The sequence below is a fragment of the Pinisolibacter aquiterrae genome (genome assembly GCF_019160155.1).
Classification (GTDB): Bacteria; Pseudomonadota; Alphaproteobacteria; order Rhizobiales; family Ancalomicrobiaceae; genus Pinisolibacter; species Pinisolibacter aquiterrae.
In genome coordinates this window covers 94,850-109,284 of sequence record NZ_JAFNIH010000019.1, presented here as the reverse complement: position 1 = coordinate 109,284, position 14,435 = coordinate 94,850, and the positions used below count along the sequence as shown (strand labels likewise).

16 protein-coding genes are annotated in these 14,435 nt (G+C 69.1%); 8 read left to right on the top strand and 8 right to left on the bottom strand.

Going from position 1 to position 14,435, the window contains the following annotated elements:
* Positions 1 to 5: 5 nt before the first annotated feature.
* The 5 genes from J3S89_RS04720 to J3S89_RS23485 form a co-directional block, all read right to left on the bottom strand.
* Positions 6 to 1,034, bottom strand: a complete 1,029-nt coding sequence (locus J3S89_RS04720; protein ID WP_217926323.1) for a DUF1176 domain-containing protein — start codon at positions 1,032 to 1,034, stop codon at positions 6 to 8.
* A 14-nt stretch (positions 1,035 to 1,048) separates the two neighbouring features.
* On the bottom strand, positions 1,049 to 1,741 hold the full coding sequence (locus J3S89_RS04715) for a ribonuclease T2 family protein (RefSeq protein ID WP_217926322.1): 693 nt from the start codon (positions 1,739 to 1,741) through the stop codon (positions 1,049 to 1,051).
* Positions 1,742 to 1,791: 50 nt separating this feature from the next.
* Entirely contained in the window at positions 1,792 to 2,253 is a 462-nt protein-coding gene (locus J3S89_RS04710) for a hypothetical protein (RefSeq protein WP_217926321.1), read from the bottom strand.
* Between the two features lie 113 nt (positions 2,254 to 2,366).
* Entirely contained in the window at positions 2,367 to 3,239 is an 873-nt protein-coding gene (locus J3S89_RS04705) for a 23S rRNA (adenine(2030)-N(6))-methyltransferase RlmJ (RefSeq protein ID WP_217926320.1), read from the bottom strand.
* A gap of 158 nt (positions 3,240 to 3,397) precedes the next feature.
* Complete coding sequence (locus J3S89_RS23485; RefSeq protein ID WP_338020045.1) at positions 3,398 to 3,610, bottom strand: cold-shock protein; 213 nt, start codon at positions 3,608 to 3,610, stop codon at positions 3,398 to 3,400.
* On the opposite strand from J3S89_RS23485, the gene J3S89_RS23480 reads away from it, so the two are divergent.
* Complete coding sequence (locus J3S89_RS23480; protein WP_230489267.1) at positions 3,572 to 4,111, top strand: hypothetical protein; 540 nt, start codon at positions 3,572 to 3,574, stop codon at positions 4,109 to 4,111. The two genes, J3S89_RS23485 and J3S89_RS23480, sit on opposite strands and share 39 nt — an antisense overlap.
* Positions 4,112 to 4,324: 213 nt before the next feature.
* Here J3S89_RS23480 and J3S89_RS04695 read toward each other — a convergent pair whose 3' ends face one another.
* Entirely contained in the window at positions 4,325 to 4,885 is a 561-nt protein-coding gene (locus J3S89_RS04695; RefSeq protein ID WP_217926318.1) for a DM13 domain-containing protein, read from the bottom strand.
* Between the two features lie 169 nt (positions 4,886 to 5,054).
* Between J3S89_RS04695 and J3S89_RS04690 the strand changes: the two genes are divergently transcribed.
* A complete protein-coding gene (locus J3S89_RS04690) occupies positions 5,055 to 5,729 on the top strand; it encodes an MBL fold metallo-hydrolase (RefSeq protein WP_217926317.1) in 675 nt (224 codons plus the stop codon).
* Between the two features lie 4 nt (positions 5,730 to 5,733).
* Here J3S89_RS04690 and J3S89_RS04685 read toward each other — a convergent pair whose 3' ends face one another.
* Positions 5,734 to 6,111 (bottom strand): DUF3775 domain-containing protein, encoded by a 378-nt coding sequence (locus J3S89_RS04685; protein ID WP_217926316.1) that lies wholly within the window; start codon positions 6,109 to 6,111, stop codon positions 5,734 to 5,736.
* A gap of 193 nt (positions 6,112 to 6,304) precedes the next feature.
* Here J3S89_RS04685 and J3S89_RS04680 point away from each other — a divergent pair, with 193 nt between their 5' ends.
* The 5 genes from J3S89_RS04680 to J3S89_RS04660 all read left to right on the top strand — a co-directional run bounded on the left by J3S89_RS04680 (position 6,305) and on the right by J3S89_RS04660 (position 10,524).
* Positions 6,305 to 6,664, top strand: coding sequence for a DMT family protein (locus J3S89_RS04680; protein WP_217926315.1), 360 nt, complete (start codon positions 6,305 to 6,307; stop codon positions 6,662 to 6,664).
* A 99-nt stretch (positions 6,665 to 6,763) separates the two neighbouring features.
* Positions 6,764 to 7,486, top strand: coding sequence for an FkbM family methyltransferase (locus J3S89_RS04675; protein WP_217926314.1), 723 nt, complete (start codon positions 6,764 to 6,766; stop codon positions 7,484 to 7,486).
* Between the two features lie 120 nt (positions 7,487 to 7,606).
* On the top strand, positions 7,607 to 7,873 hold the full coding sequence (locus J3S89_RS04670) for a SemiSWEET family sugar transporter (protein ID WP_230489268.1): 267 nt from the start codon (positions 7,607 to 7,609) through the stop codon (positions 7,871 to 7,873).
* 133 nt (positions 7,874 to 8,006) lie between these two features.
* Positions 8,007 to 9,209 carry a pyridoxal phosphate-dependent aminotransferase gene (locus tag J3S89_RS04665; protein ID WP_217926313.1) on the top strand — a complete coding sequence of 401 codons (1,203 nt, stop codon included), beginning with the start codon at positions 8,007 to 8,009 and terminating at the stop codon, positions 9,207 to 9,209.
* Between the two features lie 112 nt (positions 9,210 to 9,321).
* Complete coding sequence (locus tag J3S89_RS04660; RefSeq protein ID WP_217926312.1) at positions 9,322 to 10,524, top strand: glycosyltransferase family 87 protein; 1,203 nt, start codon at positions 9,322 to 9,324, stop codon at positions 10,522 to 10,524.
* 3 nt (positions 10,525 to 10,527) lie between these two features.
* Here the strand turns inward: J3S89_RS04660 and J3S89_RS04655 are convergent, their stop codons facing one another.
* Positions 10,528 to 11,847, bottom strand: a complete 1,320-nt coding sequence (locus J3S89_RS04655) for a hemolysin family protein (RefSeq protein WP_217926311.1) — start codon at positions 11,845 to 11,847, stop codon at positions 10,528 to 10,530.
* Positions 11,848 to 12,251: 404 nt separating this feature from the next.
* Between J3S89_RS04655 and J3S89_RS04650 the strand changes: the two genes are divergently transcribed.
* The gene (locus J3S89_RS04650; RefSeq protein ID WP_217926310.1) at positions 12,252 to 14,330 is read left to right on the top strand and encodes an elongation factor G; all 2,079 of its coding nucleotides are present in this window, start codon (positions 12,252 to 12,254) and stop codon (positions 14,328 to 14,330) included.
* The last annotated feature ends 105 nt before the right edge of the window (positions 14,331 to 14,435 follow it).

Here is a 14,435-nt window from a genome sequence, read left to right as displayed (position 1 = left end):
AGGCGTCAGGGGGCGGGCGATTGCCAGACCACCGGCCAGTCGGCGGGGTCCTTGCCTTCGACGCAGGTCGAGGCGACGCGGGTCTCGAGCATCTCGAAGGTCCATTTCTTCCAGTGCCAGACACCGCGCGCGCCGCAGCCGCCACCGGCGCGGAAGGTCGAGGTGAGGCGCTGGGTCTTCTCGTCGTAGGCGACGTTGTGGAGAAGATCGGAGCCGCGCCAGCCGTAGGCGGGGTCGAAAGTGGCGAAATACTGCGGCGTCAGCCCGCCGATCTCGCCGTTCTCCAGAACCCACAGGCGGAAGGAGACGTTGCCGGCCGAGGCCGTGCAGGGGATGGCGTAGAGGGTCGCGGTCGAGGAGAGCACGCCGATCACCGGCTTGAAGGCGCGCAGCAGGGGCGAATCGGGCGCCTCGCATTCGCTCACCGTCATGTGCTTCTTGGCGAGACGCGGGGGGATGCCGAGCTTGGCGACCAGTTCGGACCGGCCGATCTCGGGCGCGGCGAGGAGCCCCTTGGGGGCGGTGCCGACGACCTTGTCGGCGGGGCGGCCGAGCCGCTCGCCGGTCCAGGCGATCACCTTGGAGAGATCGGTCAGGTCGAAGTCGGCGTCGTGGGGGGCGCCGATCACGTCGATATATTCGATGCGCAGGGTCTTGGCGGTGCCGCGCGCGGCGAGGATCGCCTCGACGAGACGCGGGTCGGTGATCCAGAAGGTCTCGGGCTTCTCGAAGGGGCGGTAACCGCTCCTCGGCTCGGCGTCGCCGATGCGGCGGCCGTCGAGGCGCACGGTCATCGGGCGCTCGCGATCGGCGGCGGCGCCGGGGGTGGCGAGGCCGACGGCGATGCCGTCGCCGATCTCGAAGCGGCCGATCAGCAGGGCCTGCTCACCGGAGGCGGAGGCGAGGCTGGCGCGACAGACCGGCGCCTCGCAGACGGCGTTCCAGCCGGCGATCCGGGTCTCGACCGTCTCGGCGGCGAGGGGGGAGGCGAGGGCGACGAGCCCGGCCACGGCGAAGAAGGACGGGAAACGCATGATCATCTCGCTCGTCAGCGTACGGCGGGCATGTAGACACGGTCGGCGCGGCACTCGCGGCGCTCCACCTCGGGGCAGGAGACGAAGGCGGAGAGATCCTTCTTCAGGCACAGACGCACCTCCTGGAGCCGGCGCTGGTCGCACAGGATCGAGATCTCCTCGGCGTCGAGGCCATTGTTGATCGCCATGAAGGCGCGCTCGACCGCGCGGGTCTGGACCATGCGCGGTTCCGCCGGGGCCTTGAACTCGTCGGGGATGCGGATCTTCTCGAAGAGCTTGCGGATCACCTTCAGATAACCGTCGGCGGTGAGGCCGGAGCAGGTGCCGTGCTTGCGCCATTCGTGGCGCACCAGCCCGGGGCTCGGCATGACGTCGAGCACCGCGTCGATCTGGGCGCGGGTCGGCTCGGCCGCCCGGGTCGGGCAATCGGAGGGGAAGCCGCGATCGTATTGCGGCCACAGGCCGTGGACCACGAAGGCGAAGGGCCGGGCGCACTGGGCGTCGCCGCGCGCGTTGCCGGTCGCCTCGCACCAGCTCGGCGACCAGGAGAGCGACAGCACCCAGAAGTCATAGTCGCCGGCGCGGTCACGCGACCGCGCCTCCACCGGCGCGACCAGCGCGACCGCCAGAAAGCAGGCGATCGCGAGGAGAGGGGCGAGCGCCGAGGCGGCCGAACGGAGACGGGCGAACGCGGCGACCTTCGACATCGGGCACCTTGCGAGATCGGGATCGGGAGGGGCGACGAGCAGGGGGCCGCTCACCACCAGCGGCGGGTGGTGCGGCAGGTGCCGTCGTGGACGCGCCAGCGGTCGTGGCCGAGGACGCAGGATTCGACGTCGTCGGTCAGGCCGGCATAGCCGGGCGAGGCGAAGCCCATGCCGCGATCGATGCGCCAATAGGCGGTCGAGCGGTGGCCGTCGGTCAGGGTGACGGGGGCGTAGCACCAGCGCCGGGCGATCGGCGAGGGATCGTTGACATGGACGCCCTGGCTGCGGATCCGGCCGAAGTCGGCGATGGCGAGGGTGCGCTTCTCGACGTGGGCGGCGCCGTATTCGAAGGTCGTGCGGACCCGCGCCAGCACCTCCGGGGCGTCGCAGGCGGGCACGTCGAGGTCGCGCGCGGCGACGCGGACGGGGTCGGCCGCAAGCGCGGGCGCGGCGAGGGCGGCGAGACCGAGGGCGGCGGCGACGGCGGACCGGACGCGGGACGAGAACGGCATGGACATCGGGATTTCCCTTCCGAACATCGAGGGTCACGGCGACGATGGGCGAGTGACGGCTCCGGGTCAAGCCATGAGAACGGCACCGCGATCGCCGCACCGCCGAAGGGGTGTCATTCCGGCACCAGCCACTCGACCCGGGCGGCGGCGCCGGGGCCGATCGCCAGGCGTTCGACCAGGGCCGGCAGCAGGAGGGCCAGCTCCTCGGCCAGCTTCCAGGGCGGATTGACGATCGTCAGGCCACAGGCGACGAGGGGCCCGTCGGCGCGCGACGCGGCGACCGCGAAATCGACGGCGAGGATCCGGCGGATCCCGGTCGCGATCAGATCGGCGTGCCATCGGGCGAGGTCGGCGCGGTCCTTGATCGGGTGCCAGATCAGGTAGATGCCGCCGGCGAAGCGCCGGGTCGCGGCGACGAGGCCGCGGGTGAGACGGTCGAATTCGCCGGGCTGCTCGAAGGGCGGGTCGATCACCACGGCGCCGCGCCGCTCCTTGAAGGGGAGGAAGCTCTTCAGCGCCAGCCAGCCGTCGAGCTCGACCACCTTGAGGCGGGCGTCGCCGGCGAAGAGGTCGGCGAGGGTGGCGGCGTCGGCCGGGTGCAGCTCGGTGACGACGGCGTGGTCGCCGGGCCGGAGACCGGCGCGGATCACCAGCGGCGAGCCGGGATAGACGGCGAGGCGCTCCGGGGTCAGATGGTCGGGGCTGGTCAGTCCGTTGACCCGGGCGACCGCCGCGAGCCAGGGCTCGAGCAGGGCCGCGACCGGGGCGGGGAAGGGCGCGGCGAGGACGCGGCCGATGCCGTCGCGCCATTCGCCGGTGCGCTCGGCCGGATCGCCGGCGAGGTCGTAGAGACCGATGCCGGCGTGGGTGTCGAGGACGCGGAAGGGCGTCGGCTTGGCGGCGAGATGCACCAGGATGCGGGCGAGCGCGGCGTGTTTGACGACGTCGGCGAAGTTCCCGGCATGAAAGGCGTGGCGATAGTTCATCGGCGCGGGTCGTCTCGTTGAGCGTGGGCGTCGGGGTCGGCCCACGAAAAACCCTCCCGGCGAGACGCGCGGGAGGGTCGTTTTCGTTCACGGATGCGTCGCCGGCGCCCTCGGAGAGGGCCGGCGGAGGAAGCGGCTCGAGACCGAGCCGCCCGGCCTCACTCCTCGTCGGAGTCCGGCATCTCGAAGTCGTCGGCCGGAGCCTCACCGCCCTCGAGGGGCTGCAGGTTGACGGCCTTGGGGCCCTTGCCGCGCTTGTCCGGCTCGGTCTCGAAGGAGACCTTCTGGCCCTTGTCGAGGGTGCCGAGGCCGGAGCGCTCGACCGCCGAGACATGGACGAACACGTCCGCGCCACCCTCGTCGGGAGTCACGAAGCCGTAGCCCTTTTCGGCGTTGAAGAACTTCACCACGCCGTTCTGACGCGGGCCACGCTCGACCGGCGGACGGGGCGCACGCGGGCCGCCGAAGCCGCCTTCGTCACCGCCGAACGGACGACGCGGACGGAAACCGCCGCCTTCGCCACCGCCGAAGCCGCCGCGATCACCACCGCCGAAGCCGCCGCGGTCGCCGCCGCCGCCGCCGAAGCCACGGTCGCGATCACCGAATCCACCACGGCCGCCGCCGAAGCCGCCGCGATCGCCACCACCGAAGCCGCCGCGATCACCACCACCGAAGCCGCCGCGATCACCACCGCGGCCGCCACCGAAACCCTCGTCGCGGCCGCCGAAACCTTCACGATCACGCCCGAAACCGCCGCGGTCGCCGCCACGTCCGCCGCCGAAACCACGATCCCTCATTCCAAGTCCTTTCCCGCGGGGCCTCGCCCCGTTTGCACGACACGTCCCCCCGGGACTCGATGGTCACAGGGGTAGACCAGGCAGGTACGTTACACGTCGGGACATGATTTGCGCTGTTTTTCCCGCCATCCCCGACGTCGTGGATCGAGATCCCGATCATCGAGGACTTGAAGAACCGGTCGCGCCGACCGTCTCGCCCAAGTTCCGAACCGCCGCCGCTCCGATTTATGGACGAAACGGCAGAAAAGGGCAAGGGCGCCGCGTCCGGACAGAGCGCCTTCGACGGCCTCAACCGGCCCTGCTCGGCGTCAGGCGCGCCAGCCCTCGCGGGGCCCGGTCACGGCGCGACCACACCACCAGCGTGCGGTAGACCGCCGGGTCGAGTTCCGCCGGGAAACGCAGGATCACCGTGGCGCGAATCCGGCGCAGTCGGCCGAGCGAGACGCGTTTGGCGGCGAGCACGTCGGCATTGGTCTTGGGCGGGTCGCCGGCGACGAGGGCGATCTCGAGGCCGGGAGAGTCGGTGACGGCGAAGTCGTCGATGCGGACCTGATGGGTGACGACGTCGAGGACCACCCGGCCGCGGGCGAGTTCGCCGCTCGCCCGCGGGGCGAGGGCGCCTCTCCAGGTCCGCACGGCCTGCGGCGGCGTCGGGTCGCGGCGCTGGGCGAGCGGACGCTTCGGCGGCGTCGCCGGGGTTCCCTGCGGATCCGAGACGACGGGGGCGAGGGGACGCAAGGGGCCGGGGACGGGAGCGGGCGGTTCGTCCTGGGCGAAGGCGGGGTGGAAGAGGAGGCCGGCGACGGTCGCGGCGAGGACGGCGGCGGTCGCGAGGCGGGGAAGGCGCATGCCGGGGGGATCCTCCGTCGAGGGGCGCGAAGCGGAGCGGTTCGATCGTCGTGCCTCGTCGATATCAATATGGTATGCATCGCCGCGCCGCACCAGACCGACCTCCGGCTCGATGCGTTCCTCTCGATCGTCGATGCCGCGCGACGCTCGAGCCTTTCGAGGAGTTCCGATGAGCGACACGCCTTCCCGTCTCCGGCTCGCCGTCCTTCCGGTGACGCCGCTCCAGCAGAACTGTTCGATCGTCTTCGACGAGGCGAGCAAACGGGCGGCGGTGACCGATCCGGGGGGCGACGTCGACCAGATTCTCCAGGCGCTCGACCAGCTCGGGGTGCGGGTCGAACGGATTCTCCTCACCCACGGCCATTTCGACCATGCCGGCGGGGCGACGCCGCTCAAGGCGGCGCTCGAGGCGCGTCAGGGCGGGGTGGTGCCGATCGAGGGGCCGCACGTCGACGACGAGTTCCTCTTGTCGCGGGTGAGCGAGGCGGCGGCGAAATGGGGATTCTCGGGCTTTTCCTCGGTGGCGCCGGATCGCTGGCTGACCGACGGGGACACCGTCTCGGTCGGCGGCATTCCGTTCGAGGTGATCCATTGCCCAGGCCATTCGCCGGGGCACGTGGTCTATTTCCAGCGCGAGGCGCGGTTCGCCATCGTCGGTGACGTGATCTTCGCCGGGTCGATCGGCCGCACGGATCTGCCGCGCGGCGATCATGCGGCCCTCATCGCCTCGATCCGCGACAAGTTGCTGCCGCTCGGCGACGACGTCGGCTTCCTGCCGGGGCACGGCCCCACCTCCACCTTCGGGCAGGAGCGGGTCTCCAATCCGTTCCTGGTCGACGACTGAGGGATCAGGCGTCGACGGCGACGGCGGCGAGGCCCTCCTCGAGGAGGTCGCCGGCGTTGGGGATACCCATCAGATAGGTGGCGGTCGAGCGGTGGCGGCGTTCCAGGGCGCGGCGGCGGGCGACGGGCCATTCCTCGGCCTCGAAATCGCCGCGACCGATCCATACCAGAGCGACCAGATCGGCCTGCTCGTCGACGTTGAGCGCGTCGATGACACCGCGCACTTGGCTCTCGGTGCCGTCCTGATCGAAATCCTCGAAGAGATGACCGGCACCGGATTCGACGTCGTCGTCCGCTCCCTCGATCCGTCCGTCGCCGTTCTCGGCGTCGAGCATCCTGAGGTGTTCGATCAGTTCCAGGACCTTGGCAATCGCGATCTCCATCTCCGTCTCCTCGCCGTCCGTCGTTCTTCTTGGTTGGGCTCTTTCGAGGTCGGCCCGCGCATAGTGACCCGCCGCGACGGGGGAGACCTTGAGCCGGATCAAAAACGATCCATTGGAAATTCATCGAATTTCCCCGCTCCGGGCGCGATTCGATGCCCTTCACCTTCCGTCACCCCTCGCATGGACGCCTTCGATGCCCGTTTCCTCGTCCCTTCCCGGCCTGCTGCTGCCGGTCGTGATGCTCGTCGCCTCCAACGTGTTCATGACCTTCGCCTGGTACGGCCACCTCGCCTATCCCAACCGCCCGCTGTGGCTGGTGGTGGTGGTCTCCTGGGGGATCGCCTTCTTCGAATATTGCATCGCCGTGCCGGCCAATCGCTGGGGCCACGCCTTCTATTCCGCGATCGAGTTGAAGACGATCCAGGAGGTGGTGACACTGGTGATCTTCGCGGTGTTCTCGGCCCTGTGGTTGAAGGAGCCGTTGGGGTGGAACCACCTGCTCGGCTTCGGCTTCATCGCGCTCGGGGCGGGGCTCGTTTTTCAGAAATGGTGAGGCACGCGAGGGCTAGGCCCGCGACGTATTCGGGCCGAAACTGGCGAAGGAAGCGCGGATCGAGGCGATTCGGGTGCAGAACCTGAGGATGGAATCGACATGTTGTTGAACGATTGGGTCTATGCCCAGTGTATTCGCGAAGGGGTTCGCTTCCCCGACATTCCTTGTCGGTCCTACGAATTCTACGGCCAGTGCGGTGAAGATCTGATCGTTCGTGCCCTGCTCGAGGCGCGTGCGGCGTCACGCGGCGTCGAGCTCAAGACCCGGAAATATCTCGAGGTCGGCGGCAATCACCCCTTCGCCACCTCGGCGACCTATCTGTTGGGGAAGACGTTGGGCATGACCGGCGTCATCGTCGAGGCGAACGAGGATCTCTTGGCGGATCTGCGCAAGGGGCGGCCCAAGGACACGGTGGTCTTCGGCGCGGTCCAGGACGAGGATCGCAAGACGGTGATGCTGTCGAAATCGAACCAGAGTGAATTGAGCTCGCTCGATCGGCGCTTCGTGAAGGAATGGGCCGGCGGCAGCGTCGGGGAGAAGGCGCTCGTGGAAGTGCCGGCCCTGCGCATCGACGGCATTCTCGCCGAGCATTTTCCCGATGCTCCGCCCGTCTATGTCTCGATCGACGTCGAGGGGCTCGATCTCAGGATCCTCAAGGATCTCGATTTCTCGAAGTACCGGCCGTGGTTCGTCCAGGCGGAGCCGTCCAACCATCACATCGCCGGCAACGGTCGCCAGATCTTCGAATTCATGGCGACCAAGGGCTACGATCTGATCGCGGCGACGCCGGTCAATCTCATCTTCGCGGACCGGACGGGTTGATCGAAGAGACCTGCGCGCGAGGGAGCGGGCGGGGGATCGGTCATACGGCCGTCGCGATGTCGGCGTTCGAATTCCGGGGGCGTCGCCGACGGCCGATTTCCTACAATCGAGGATGTGGACGTGTTTCTGTCGCCTCTCCAGATCGAATTGCTCGGCGGGCTCGCCGCGCTGATGACCACGCTGTGCTGGTTGCCGCAGACGATTCGGGCGATCCGCCATCGCGACGTGGCGTCGCTGTCGCTCTTCACCTTCGTGATCTTCTCCGGCGGCATCTTCCTGTGGCTGGTCTACGGGATCCTGATCGGCTCGTGGCCGGTCATCCTCGCCAACATGTTCTCGCTGGTGCTCAATCTCGCGATCGTGTTCCAGAAGATCCGCCACGGCTGAGGCGGGGTCACGGGAAAGCTCTTGCCGTCGCGGTGGGGCGAGACTACGGTCCGGCGTTCCTCACGCGGCGCGAGCCGACGAGCCCGTCGGCGTGGGTTTCGGTATCTCACCTCATCTCTTTCGGAGACCCATCATGGCCTTCCTCGCCGACAGCCTTTCGCGCATCAAGCCGTCCGCCACGATCGCGGTGACGAACAAGGCGCGCGAGCTGAAAGCGGCCGGTCGCGACGTCATCGGGCTCGGCGCCGGCGAGCCGGACTTCGATACGCCCGAGAACATCAAGGAAGCCGCGATCAAGGCGATCCGCGACGGGATGACCAAGTACACCGCCGTCGACGGCATCCCCGAGCTGAAGAAGGCGATCGTCGACAAGTTCGCGCGCGAGAACGGCCTCACCTACAAGCCGAGCCAGGTGTCGGTCGGCACCGGCGGCAAGCAGGTGCTCTACAACGCCCTGCTCGCGACGCTGAATCCCGGCGACGAGGTGATCATCCCGGCGCCCTATTGGGTCTCCTATCCCGACATCGTCCTGCTCGGCGGCGGCACTCCGGTCTTCGTCGAGGCCGGCATCGAGACCGGCTTCAAGATGACCGCCGAGGCGCTGGAGGCGGCGATCACGCCCAAGACCAAGTGGCTGATCTTCAACTCGCCCTCCAACCCCTCGGGCGCGGCCTACACCTTCGCCGAGATCAAGGCGCTGACCGACGTGCTGATGCGCCATCCCCAGGTCTGGGTGATGAGCGACGACATGTACGAGCACCTCGTCTACGACGACTTCGTGTTCGCCACCCCGGCCCAGGTCGAGCCCGGCCTCTACGATCGCACCCTGACGGTCAACGGCGTCTCCAAGGCCTATTGCATGACCGGCTGGCGCATCGGCTACGGCGCCGGTCCGGAGAAGCTGATCAAGGCGATGGCGACGCTGCAGTCGCAGTCGACCTCGAACCCCTCGTCGATCTCACAGTATGCGTCGGTCGAGGCGCTCAACGGGCCGCAGGACTTCATCGCCGCCAACAACAAGGTGTTCAAGGAGCGCCGCGATCTCGTCGTCGCCATGCTCAACCAGGCCTCGGGCCTCACCTGCCCGACCCCGGAAGGCGCCTTCTACGTCTATCCCTCGTGCAAGGGCACGATCGGCAAGACCGCGCCGTCGGGCAACGTGATCACGTCCGACGACGACTTCGTCACCGAGCTTCTGGAGACGGAAGGCGTGGCGGTGGTGCAGGGCTCGGCCTTCGGTCTGGCGCCGCATTTCCGCATCTCCTACGCGACCGCGACCTCGGCGCTCGAGGAAGCCTGCAAGCGCATCCAGCGCTTCTGCGGCAATCTGCGCTGAGTAATCCCGCCTTCTCGACGGCGGCCGGTTCCGAAAGGGGCCGGCCGTTTTCGTTTTCTCGAGGCCTCGTCGGCGAGACTGTCGCCGACGGCGATCGGAGACGGGGACGGGCGTGATAGAGATCCTCAGACGGGCGGACTTTCTCGACCGCGCGCGGGTGCGGGCATGGCTGGTGATCGCGGCGGCGATGACGGGTCTCGTCGTCCTCGCCGGCATCGTCGTCTCGCGTGGCGGGGTCGATCCGCTCGGGCGGCCGCTCGGCACCGACTTCCTCTCGTTCTGGACGGCGGCGCGGGTGGCGATCGCCGACGGGGCGGCGGCGGTCTGGGACGGGGCGCGGCTCCAGGCGGAGCAGGACGCGACCTTCGGTCCGCGCGAGGGGTTCACCGCCTTCTTCTACCCGCCGGTGTTCCTGATGATCGTGTGGCCGCTCGGGCTCCTGCCCTATCTCGCGGCGCTCGCGGCGTGGCTCGCCGTGACCTGGGTCGCGGCGTGGCGGGGGCTCGCGGCGCTGGCGCGCGGGGCGATCGGCGAGGGGATCGGGGCGATCGCCCTTCTCGCCTATCCCGCGACCTTCGTGACCCTCGGCCATGGTCAGAATGCCTTTCTCTCCACGGCGCTCTTCGCCGGCGGGGCGCGGTTCGCGACGAGCCGTCCGATCCTCGCCGGGGCGCTGCTCGGGGCTCTCGTCTTCAAGCCGCAATTGGCGATCGCGTTGCCGGTGGCACTGGCGGCGGCGGGCGCGTGGCGGCTCTTCCTCGCCACCGGCGCCTTCGCGGCGCTGTGGTGCGCGCTCGCCTGGGCGCTGTTCGGCACCGAGGCGTGGGTCGCCTTTCTCGCCATGTCGAAAGTGGCGCGGGCGACGCTCGATCTCGGCTTCGTCGAGCCGGGCAAGATGGTGAGCGCCTTCGCGGCGACGCGGGTGCTCGGTGGGTCGAGCGCGGTGGCCTCGCTCGTCCAGGGCGCGGTCACGGCGCTGGTGCTGGTCGCGACCTGGGTCGCGGCGCGGCGCGGGCGTTCGGCCGAGGGCGCGGTGGTGCTCGCCGCCGTCGCCACGGTGACGGCGAGCCCCTTCGTGCTCGACTACGATCTGATGATCCTGGCAGTGGCGATGGCCGTCGTCGCGCGCGAGGGGCTGCGGCACGGCTTCGAGGATTACGAGAAGATCACGCTCCTCGCCGCCTTCGTGCTGCCGGCGCTGGCGCGGCCGCTGGCGCTCGGGCTCCATGTGCCGATCGCGCCGCTGGTCGTCGCCGCATTGTTCGCAGTGGTGGCGCGACGGGTCGGGCGCGGAACGGTCACGGGCGAGGCGTGAGCCTCACGCCTCGTCCTCCTCCGGGATCGCCTCGGCGGGGGTGCGCGGGCTCGCCAGAACCTTGTCGATGCGGCGGCCGTCCATGTCGACCACCTCGAAGATCCAGTCGCCGATCACCGCCTTGTCACCCTCGGTCGGAATGCGGTTCAGCGCCGCCATGATCATGCCGCCGACGGTGTGATAGCCGCCGTGCTCGAGGTCGGGCAGTTGGACGAGGCGTTCGAGTTCGTCGATCGATTCGTCGCCGTCGATCAGCCAGGAGCCGTCGTCGCGGCGGGTCGGGCCGGAGACCTGGGGGGCGTCGACGTCGGCGAAGTCGCCGGCGATGCCCTCGACGATGTCGGTCAGGGTGACGAGGCCCTGGAGCCCGCCGTATTCGTCGACGACGAAGGCGGCGTGGACGGGGGTGCCGCGGAAGCGCTCGAGCAGTTTCAGGACCGGGGCGGTCTCGGGGACGACCAGCGGATCCTTGATGTGGGCGCGCGGATCGAGCGGACGGCCCTCGACGGCGTCGCGCAGCAGATCCTTCTTGTAGAGAAGGCCGATCGGTTCGTCGACCGAGCCCTCGGCGACGATCATCGCGGAATAGGGGCAGTCGAGGATCTCGGCGCGGATGCGCTCGGGCGGGTCGGACGGGTCGATCCAATAGAGGTCGGGGCGCGGCGTCATCACCGCGCGGACCGGCCGGTCGGCGACGCGCATGACGCCTTCCAGCATCTCGCGCTCCTCCGGATCGAGGACGCCGGACTGCACACCCTCGGCGAGGACGTGCATCACCTCGTCCTCGGTGACGTCGGATCCGGTCGTCTCGTCGACGTGCAGCAGGCGCAGAACGCGGCCGGAGGTCACGGTCAGCAGCGAGATGAAGGGGGCGGTCACCCGCGAGAACAGGTCGACCACGCCGGCGACGGCGATGGCGATCGGCTCGGGCCGGGCGATGGCGATGCGCTTCGGCACCAGTTCGCCGAAGACGATGGTGAAGAAGGTCATGGCGACCATCACCAGCGTGAAGGCGATCTCGTGGGCGGCGACGGCGAGGCTCGGCGTCATGGCCGCGATCCAGCCGGCGAGGCGCGCCGAGAGCTGGGCGCCGGAGGACGCGCCGGCGGCGAGGCCGGTCACGGTGATGCCGATCTGGACCGTGGAGAGAAAGCGGCTCGGATGCTCACCGAGATCGAGGGCGCGCTGCGCGCGACGGTCGCCATCCTCGGCCAGCGTGACGAGGCGCACCCGGCGCACCGAGACCAGCGCCATTTCGGAGGCGACGAAGAAGGCGTTGACGAGGGTCAGTACCGCGAAAACCGAGAGTTCGACGATCAACATCCAAGACGCGGGCCGAGCCCCTCCGAACCGTGAAGTCCGTACCCTATCAGAAATCGCCGCCGCGGGGGGAACTTCGCGCGCCTAGTGCGCAGGTCTTTCGCGGCTAAGGGGCATACCGGATCGGAAAGACGCCGAGGCGTGCACCGCCGGCGTGGAAAAGATCCTTTCTCATCAAGGAATTGCCGGCCTTCCCCGGCGTCGGTCTCGCGGCGGCGCAGCATCGAATTGGCGGGGCGAAGGGGGCCGCGCCGCTTGTCAGCGCGGCGAAACGGCGCAACGATCCGGCCCGGCGACGGATCGGCCCTCCTCGGTGCGGTCCCGGCGCCGAGCCCCCCGGATCCAGCGGTCGCGGGGGGCGTGACGGCCGTGAACATAAAGAGAACACAACAGAATTGGAGACAGTCATGACCGACGCCAACGGAGGATCGAGCAGCGGCAGACGAGGCGGGCCCCGGTGCGTGGCGCTCGTGGGGCCTTTCGGCAGCGGCAAGACGTCGTTGCTCGAGGCGATCCTCGAACGCACGGGGGCCGTGAACCGAGCCGGAGCCGTGGCGGCGGGCACGTCGGTGGGCGACGCCTCGCAGGAAGCCCGCGATCACCGCATGGGTGTGGAGCTCAACATCGCCGAATGTGAATTCCTCGGCGACCGTTACACCTTCCTGGATTGCCCCGGGTCGGTGGAATATCTCTTCGAATCGGAAGCGGTGCTCGCCGGCGTCGACGTCGCGGTGGTGGTGGCGGAGGCGGACGAGAAGAAGATCCCCGCGCTCCAGCTCTCGCTGCGCCTGCTCGAGGACCGCGGCATTCCGCACATTCTCTTCCTCAACAAGCTCGACAAGACCGAGGGCGGCGTCCGTGACGTGCTCGAACTGATGCAGCCGGCCTCGCGCGCGCCCCTGGTGCTGCGCCAGATCCCGCTGATGAAGGACGGAGCGACGGTCGGATCGATCGATCTGGCGCTGGAGCGGGCCTATGTCTGGCACGATCACGCGCCGTCGGAGATCGCGCCCATTCCCGACGCGGAGAAGGCGGCGGAAGTCGAAGCGCGTTACGCGATGCTCGAGCGCATCGCCGATTACGACGATCATCTGATGGAGGAACTCCTCACCGACGTGCAGCCGCCGACCGACGAGGTCTTCGGCGATCTCGCCAAGGAATTGCAGTCGGGTCTGATCTGTCCGGTGTTCATCGGCTCGGCCGAGCGCGGCAACGGCGTCGGACGCCTGATGAAGGCGCTGCGTCACGAGGCGCCGGGTCTCGAGGAGACCTGCGATCGCCTCGGTCTGACGGCCGGCGCCGAGACCGTCGTCCAGGTTCTGAAGACCGTGCACACCCCGCACGGCGGCAAGCTCTCGATCAGCCGCGTGCTCGCCGGCAAGGTCGTCGACGGCGTCACGCTGACCGCTTCCGACGGCGCGGCGGACCGCATCTCCGGCATCTACAAGCTGGTCGGCAAGGATCAGCAGAAGAAGGCGGAGGCGGTGGCGGGCGAGACGGTGGCGCTCGGCAAGGTCGAACCGGCCCAGACCGGGCGGACGCTGACGACCGCCAAGGCCGGCATGCCCGACCTGGTGACGCTGGTACCGCCGGCGCCGGTGATGAGCTTCGCCATCGCCGCGCTGGAGCACAAGGACGACGTCAAACTGTCGGCCGCGCTCACCAAGATCGCCGAGGAGGATCCCTCGATCGTCGTGCGCCAGGATCAGGACACCGCCGAGACCATCGTCGAGGGTCAGGGCGAGATGCATCTGCGGGTGGCGCTGGAGCGGCTCGAGCACAAGTACGGCATCAAGGTCCGCACGCAGCCGACGTCGGTTCCCTACAAGGAGTCGGTCCACGGACAGGCGTCGGTGCGTGGGCGCCACAAGAAGCAGTCGGGCGGTCACGGTCAGTTCGGCGACGTGGCGCTCGAGGTGGCGGCGGCGGAACGCGGCTCGGGCTTCACCTTCGTCGACGAGATCACCGGCGGCGTGGTTCCGCGCCAATACATCCCGGCGGTCGAGGAAGGGGTGCGCGAGTTCCTCCACAAGGGCCTCAACGGCTTCCCGGTGGTCGATCTGAAGGTGCGGCTGGTCGACGGCAGCTATCACACCGTCGACAGCTCCGACATGGCCTTCAAGACGGCGGCACAGCTCGGCATGCGCGAGGCGATGGGCCAGCTCAATTCGGTGTTGCTCGAACCGATCCTCAAGGTGTCGATCGCCACGCCGTCCGAGGCGACGGCGCGGATCAACCAGATCGTCTCGGGTCGTCGCGGGCAGTTGCTCGGCTACGACGCGCGGCCCGGTTGGGAGGGCTGGGACGTGGTCGAGGCGCTGATCCCGCAGGCGGAGATGGATCATCTCATCGTCGAGATCCGGTCGGCGACGCAGGGTGTGGGCTCCTACACCCAGGTCTTCGACAATCTCGCCGAGGTCACCGGCCACGTCGCCCAGAAGGTTCTGGAGCGGGCGCGGGCGGCGGCGGCCAGTCACGCGGCCTGATCTCCTTCCATTCGACGAACAGCGGCCGGCGGAGCGATTCGCCGGCCTTTTTTCGCCGCGATCCGGGCGCTTCTGCCTTCCGGCGCGGCGGTGGACATTAACCCT

Bases quoted from the DNA above. Each gene is read 5' to 3' on its own strand.
- J3S89_RS04655 (WP_217926311.1), bottom strand. From the start codon at position 11,847: ATGTTGATCGTCGAACTCTCGGTTTTCGCGGTACTGACCCTCGTCAAC.
- J3S89_RS04680 (WP_217926315.1), top strand. From the start codon at position 6,305: ATGCCCGTTTCCTCGTCCCTTCCCGGCCTGCTGCTGCCGGTCGTGATG.
- J3S89_RS04665 (WP_217926313.1), top strand. From the start codon at position 8,007: ATGGCCTTCCTCGCCGACAGCCTTTCGCGCATCAAGCCGTCCGCCACG.
- J3S89_RS04690 (WP_217926317.1), top strand. From the start codon at position 5,055: ATGAGCGACACGCCTTCCCGTCTCCGGCTCGCCGTCCTTCCGGTGACG.
- J3S89_RS04720 (WP_217926323.1), bottom strand. From the start codon at position 1,034: ATGCGTTTCCCGTCCTTCTTCGCCGTGGCCGGGCTCGTCGCCCTCGCC.
- J3S89_RS23480 (WP_230489267.1), top strand. From the start codon at position 3,572: ATGGACGAACACGTCCGCGCCACCCTCGTCGGGAGTCACGAAGCCGTA.
- J3S89_RS04650 (WP_217926310.1), top strand. From the start codon at position 12,252: ATGACCGACGCCAACGGAGGATCGAGCAGCGGCAGACGAGGCGGGCCC.
- J3S89_RS04710 (WP_217926321.1), bottom strand. From the start codon at position 2,253: ATGCCGTTCTCGTCCCGCGTCCGGTCCGCCGTCGCCGCCGCCCTCGGT.
- J3S89_RS04705 (WP_217926320.1), bottom strand. From the start codon at position 3,239: ATGAACTATCGCCACGCCTTTCATGCCGGGAACTTCGCCGACGTCGTC.
- J3S89_RS04685 (WP_217926316.1), bottom strand. From the start codon at position 6,111: ATGGAGATCGCGATTGCCAAGGTCCTGGAACTGATCGAACACCTCAGG.
- J3S89_RS04675 (WP_217926314.1), top strand. From the start codon at position 6,764: ATGTTGTTGAACGATTGGGTCTATGCCCAGTGTATTCGCGAAGGGGTT.
- J3S89_RS04695 (WP_217926318.1), bottom strand. From the start codon at position 4,885: ATGCGCCTTCCCCGCCTCGCGACCGCCGCCGTCCTCGCCGCGACCGTC.
- J3S89_RS04715 (WP_217926322.1), bottom strand. From the start codon at position 1,741: ATGTCGAAGGTCGCCGCGTTCGCCCGTCTCCGTTCGGCCGCCTCGGCG.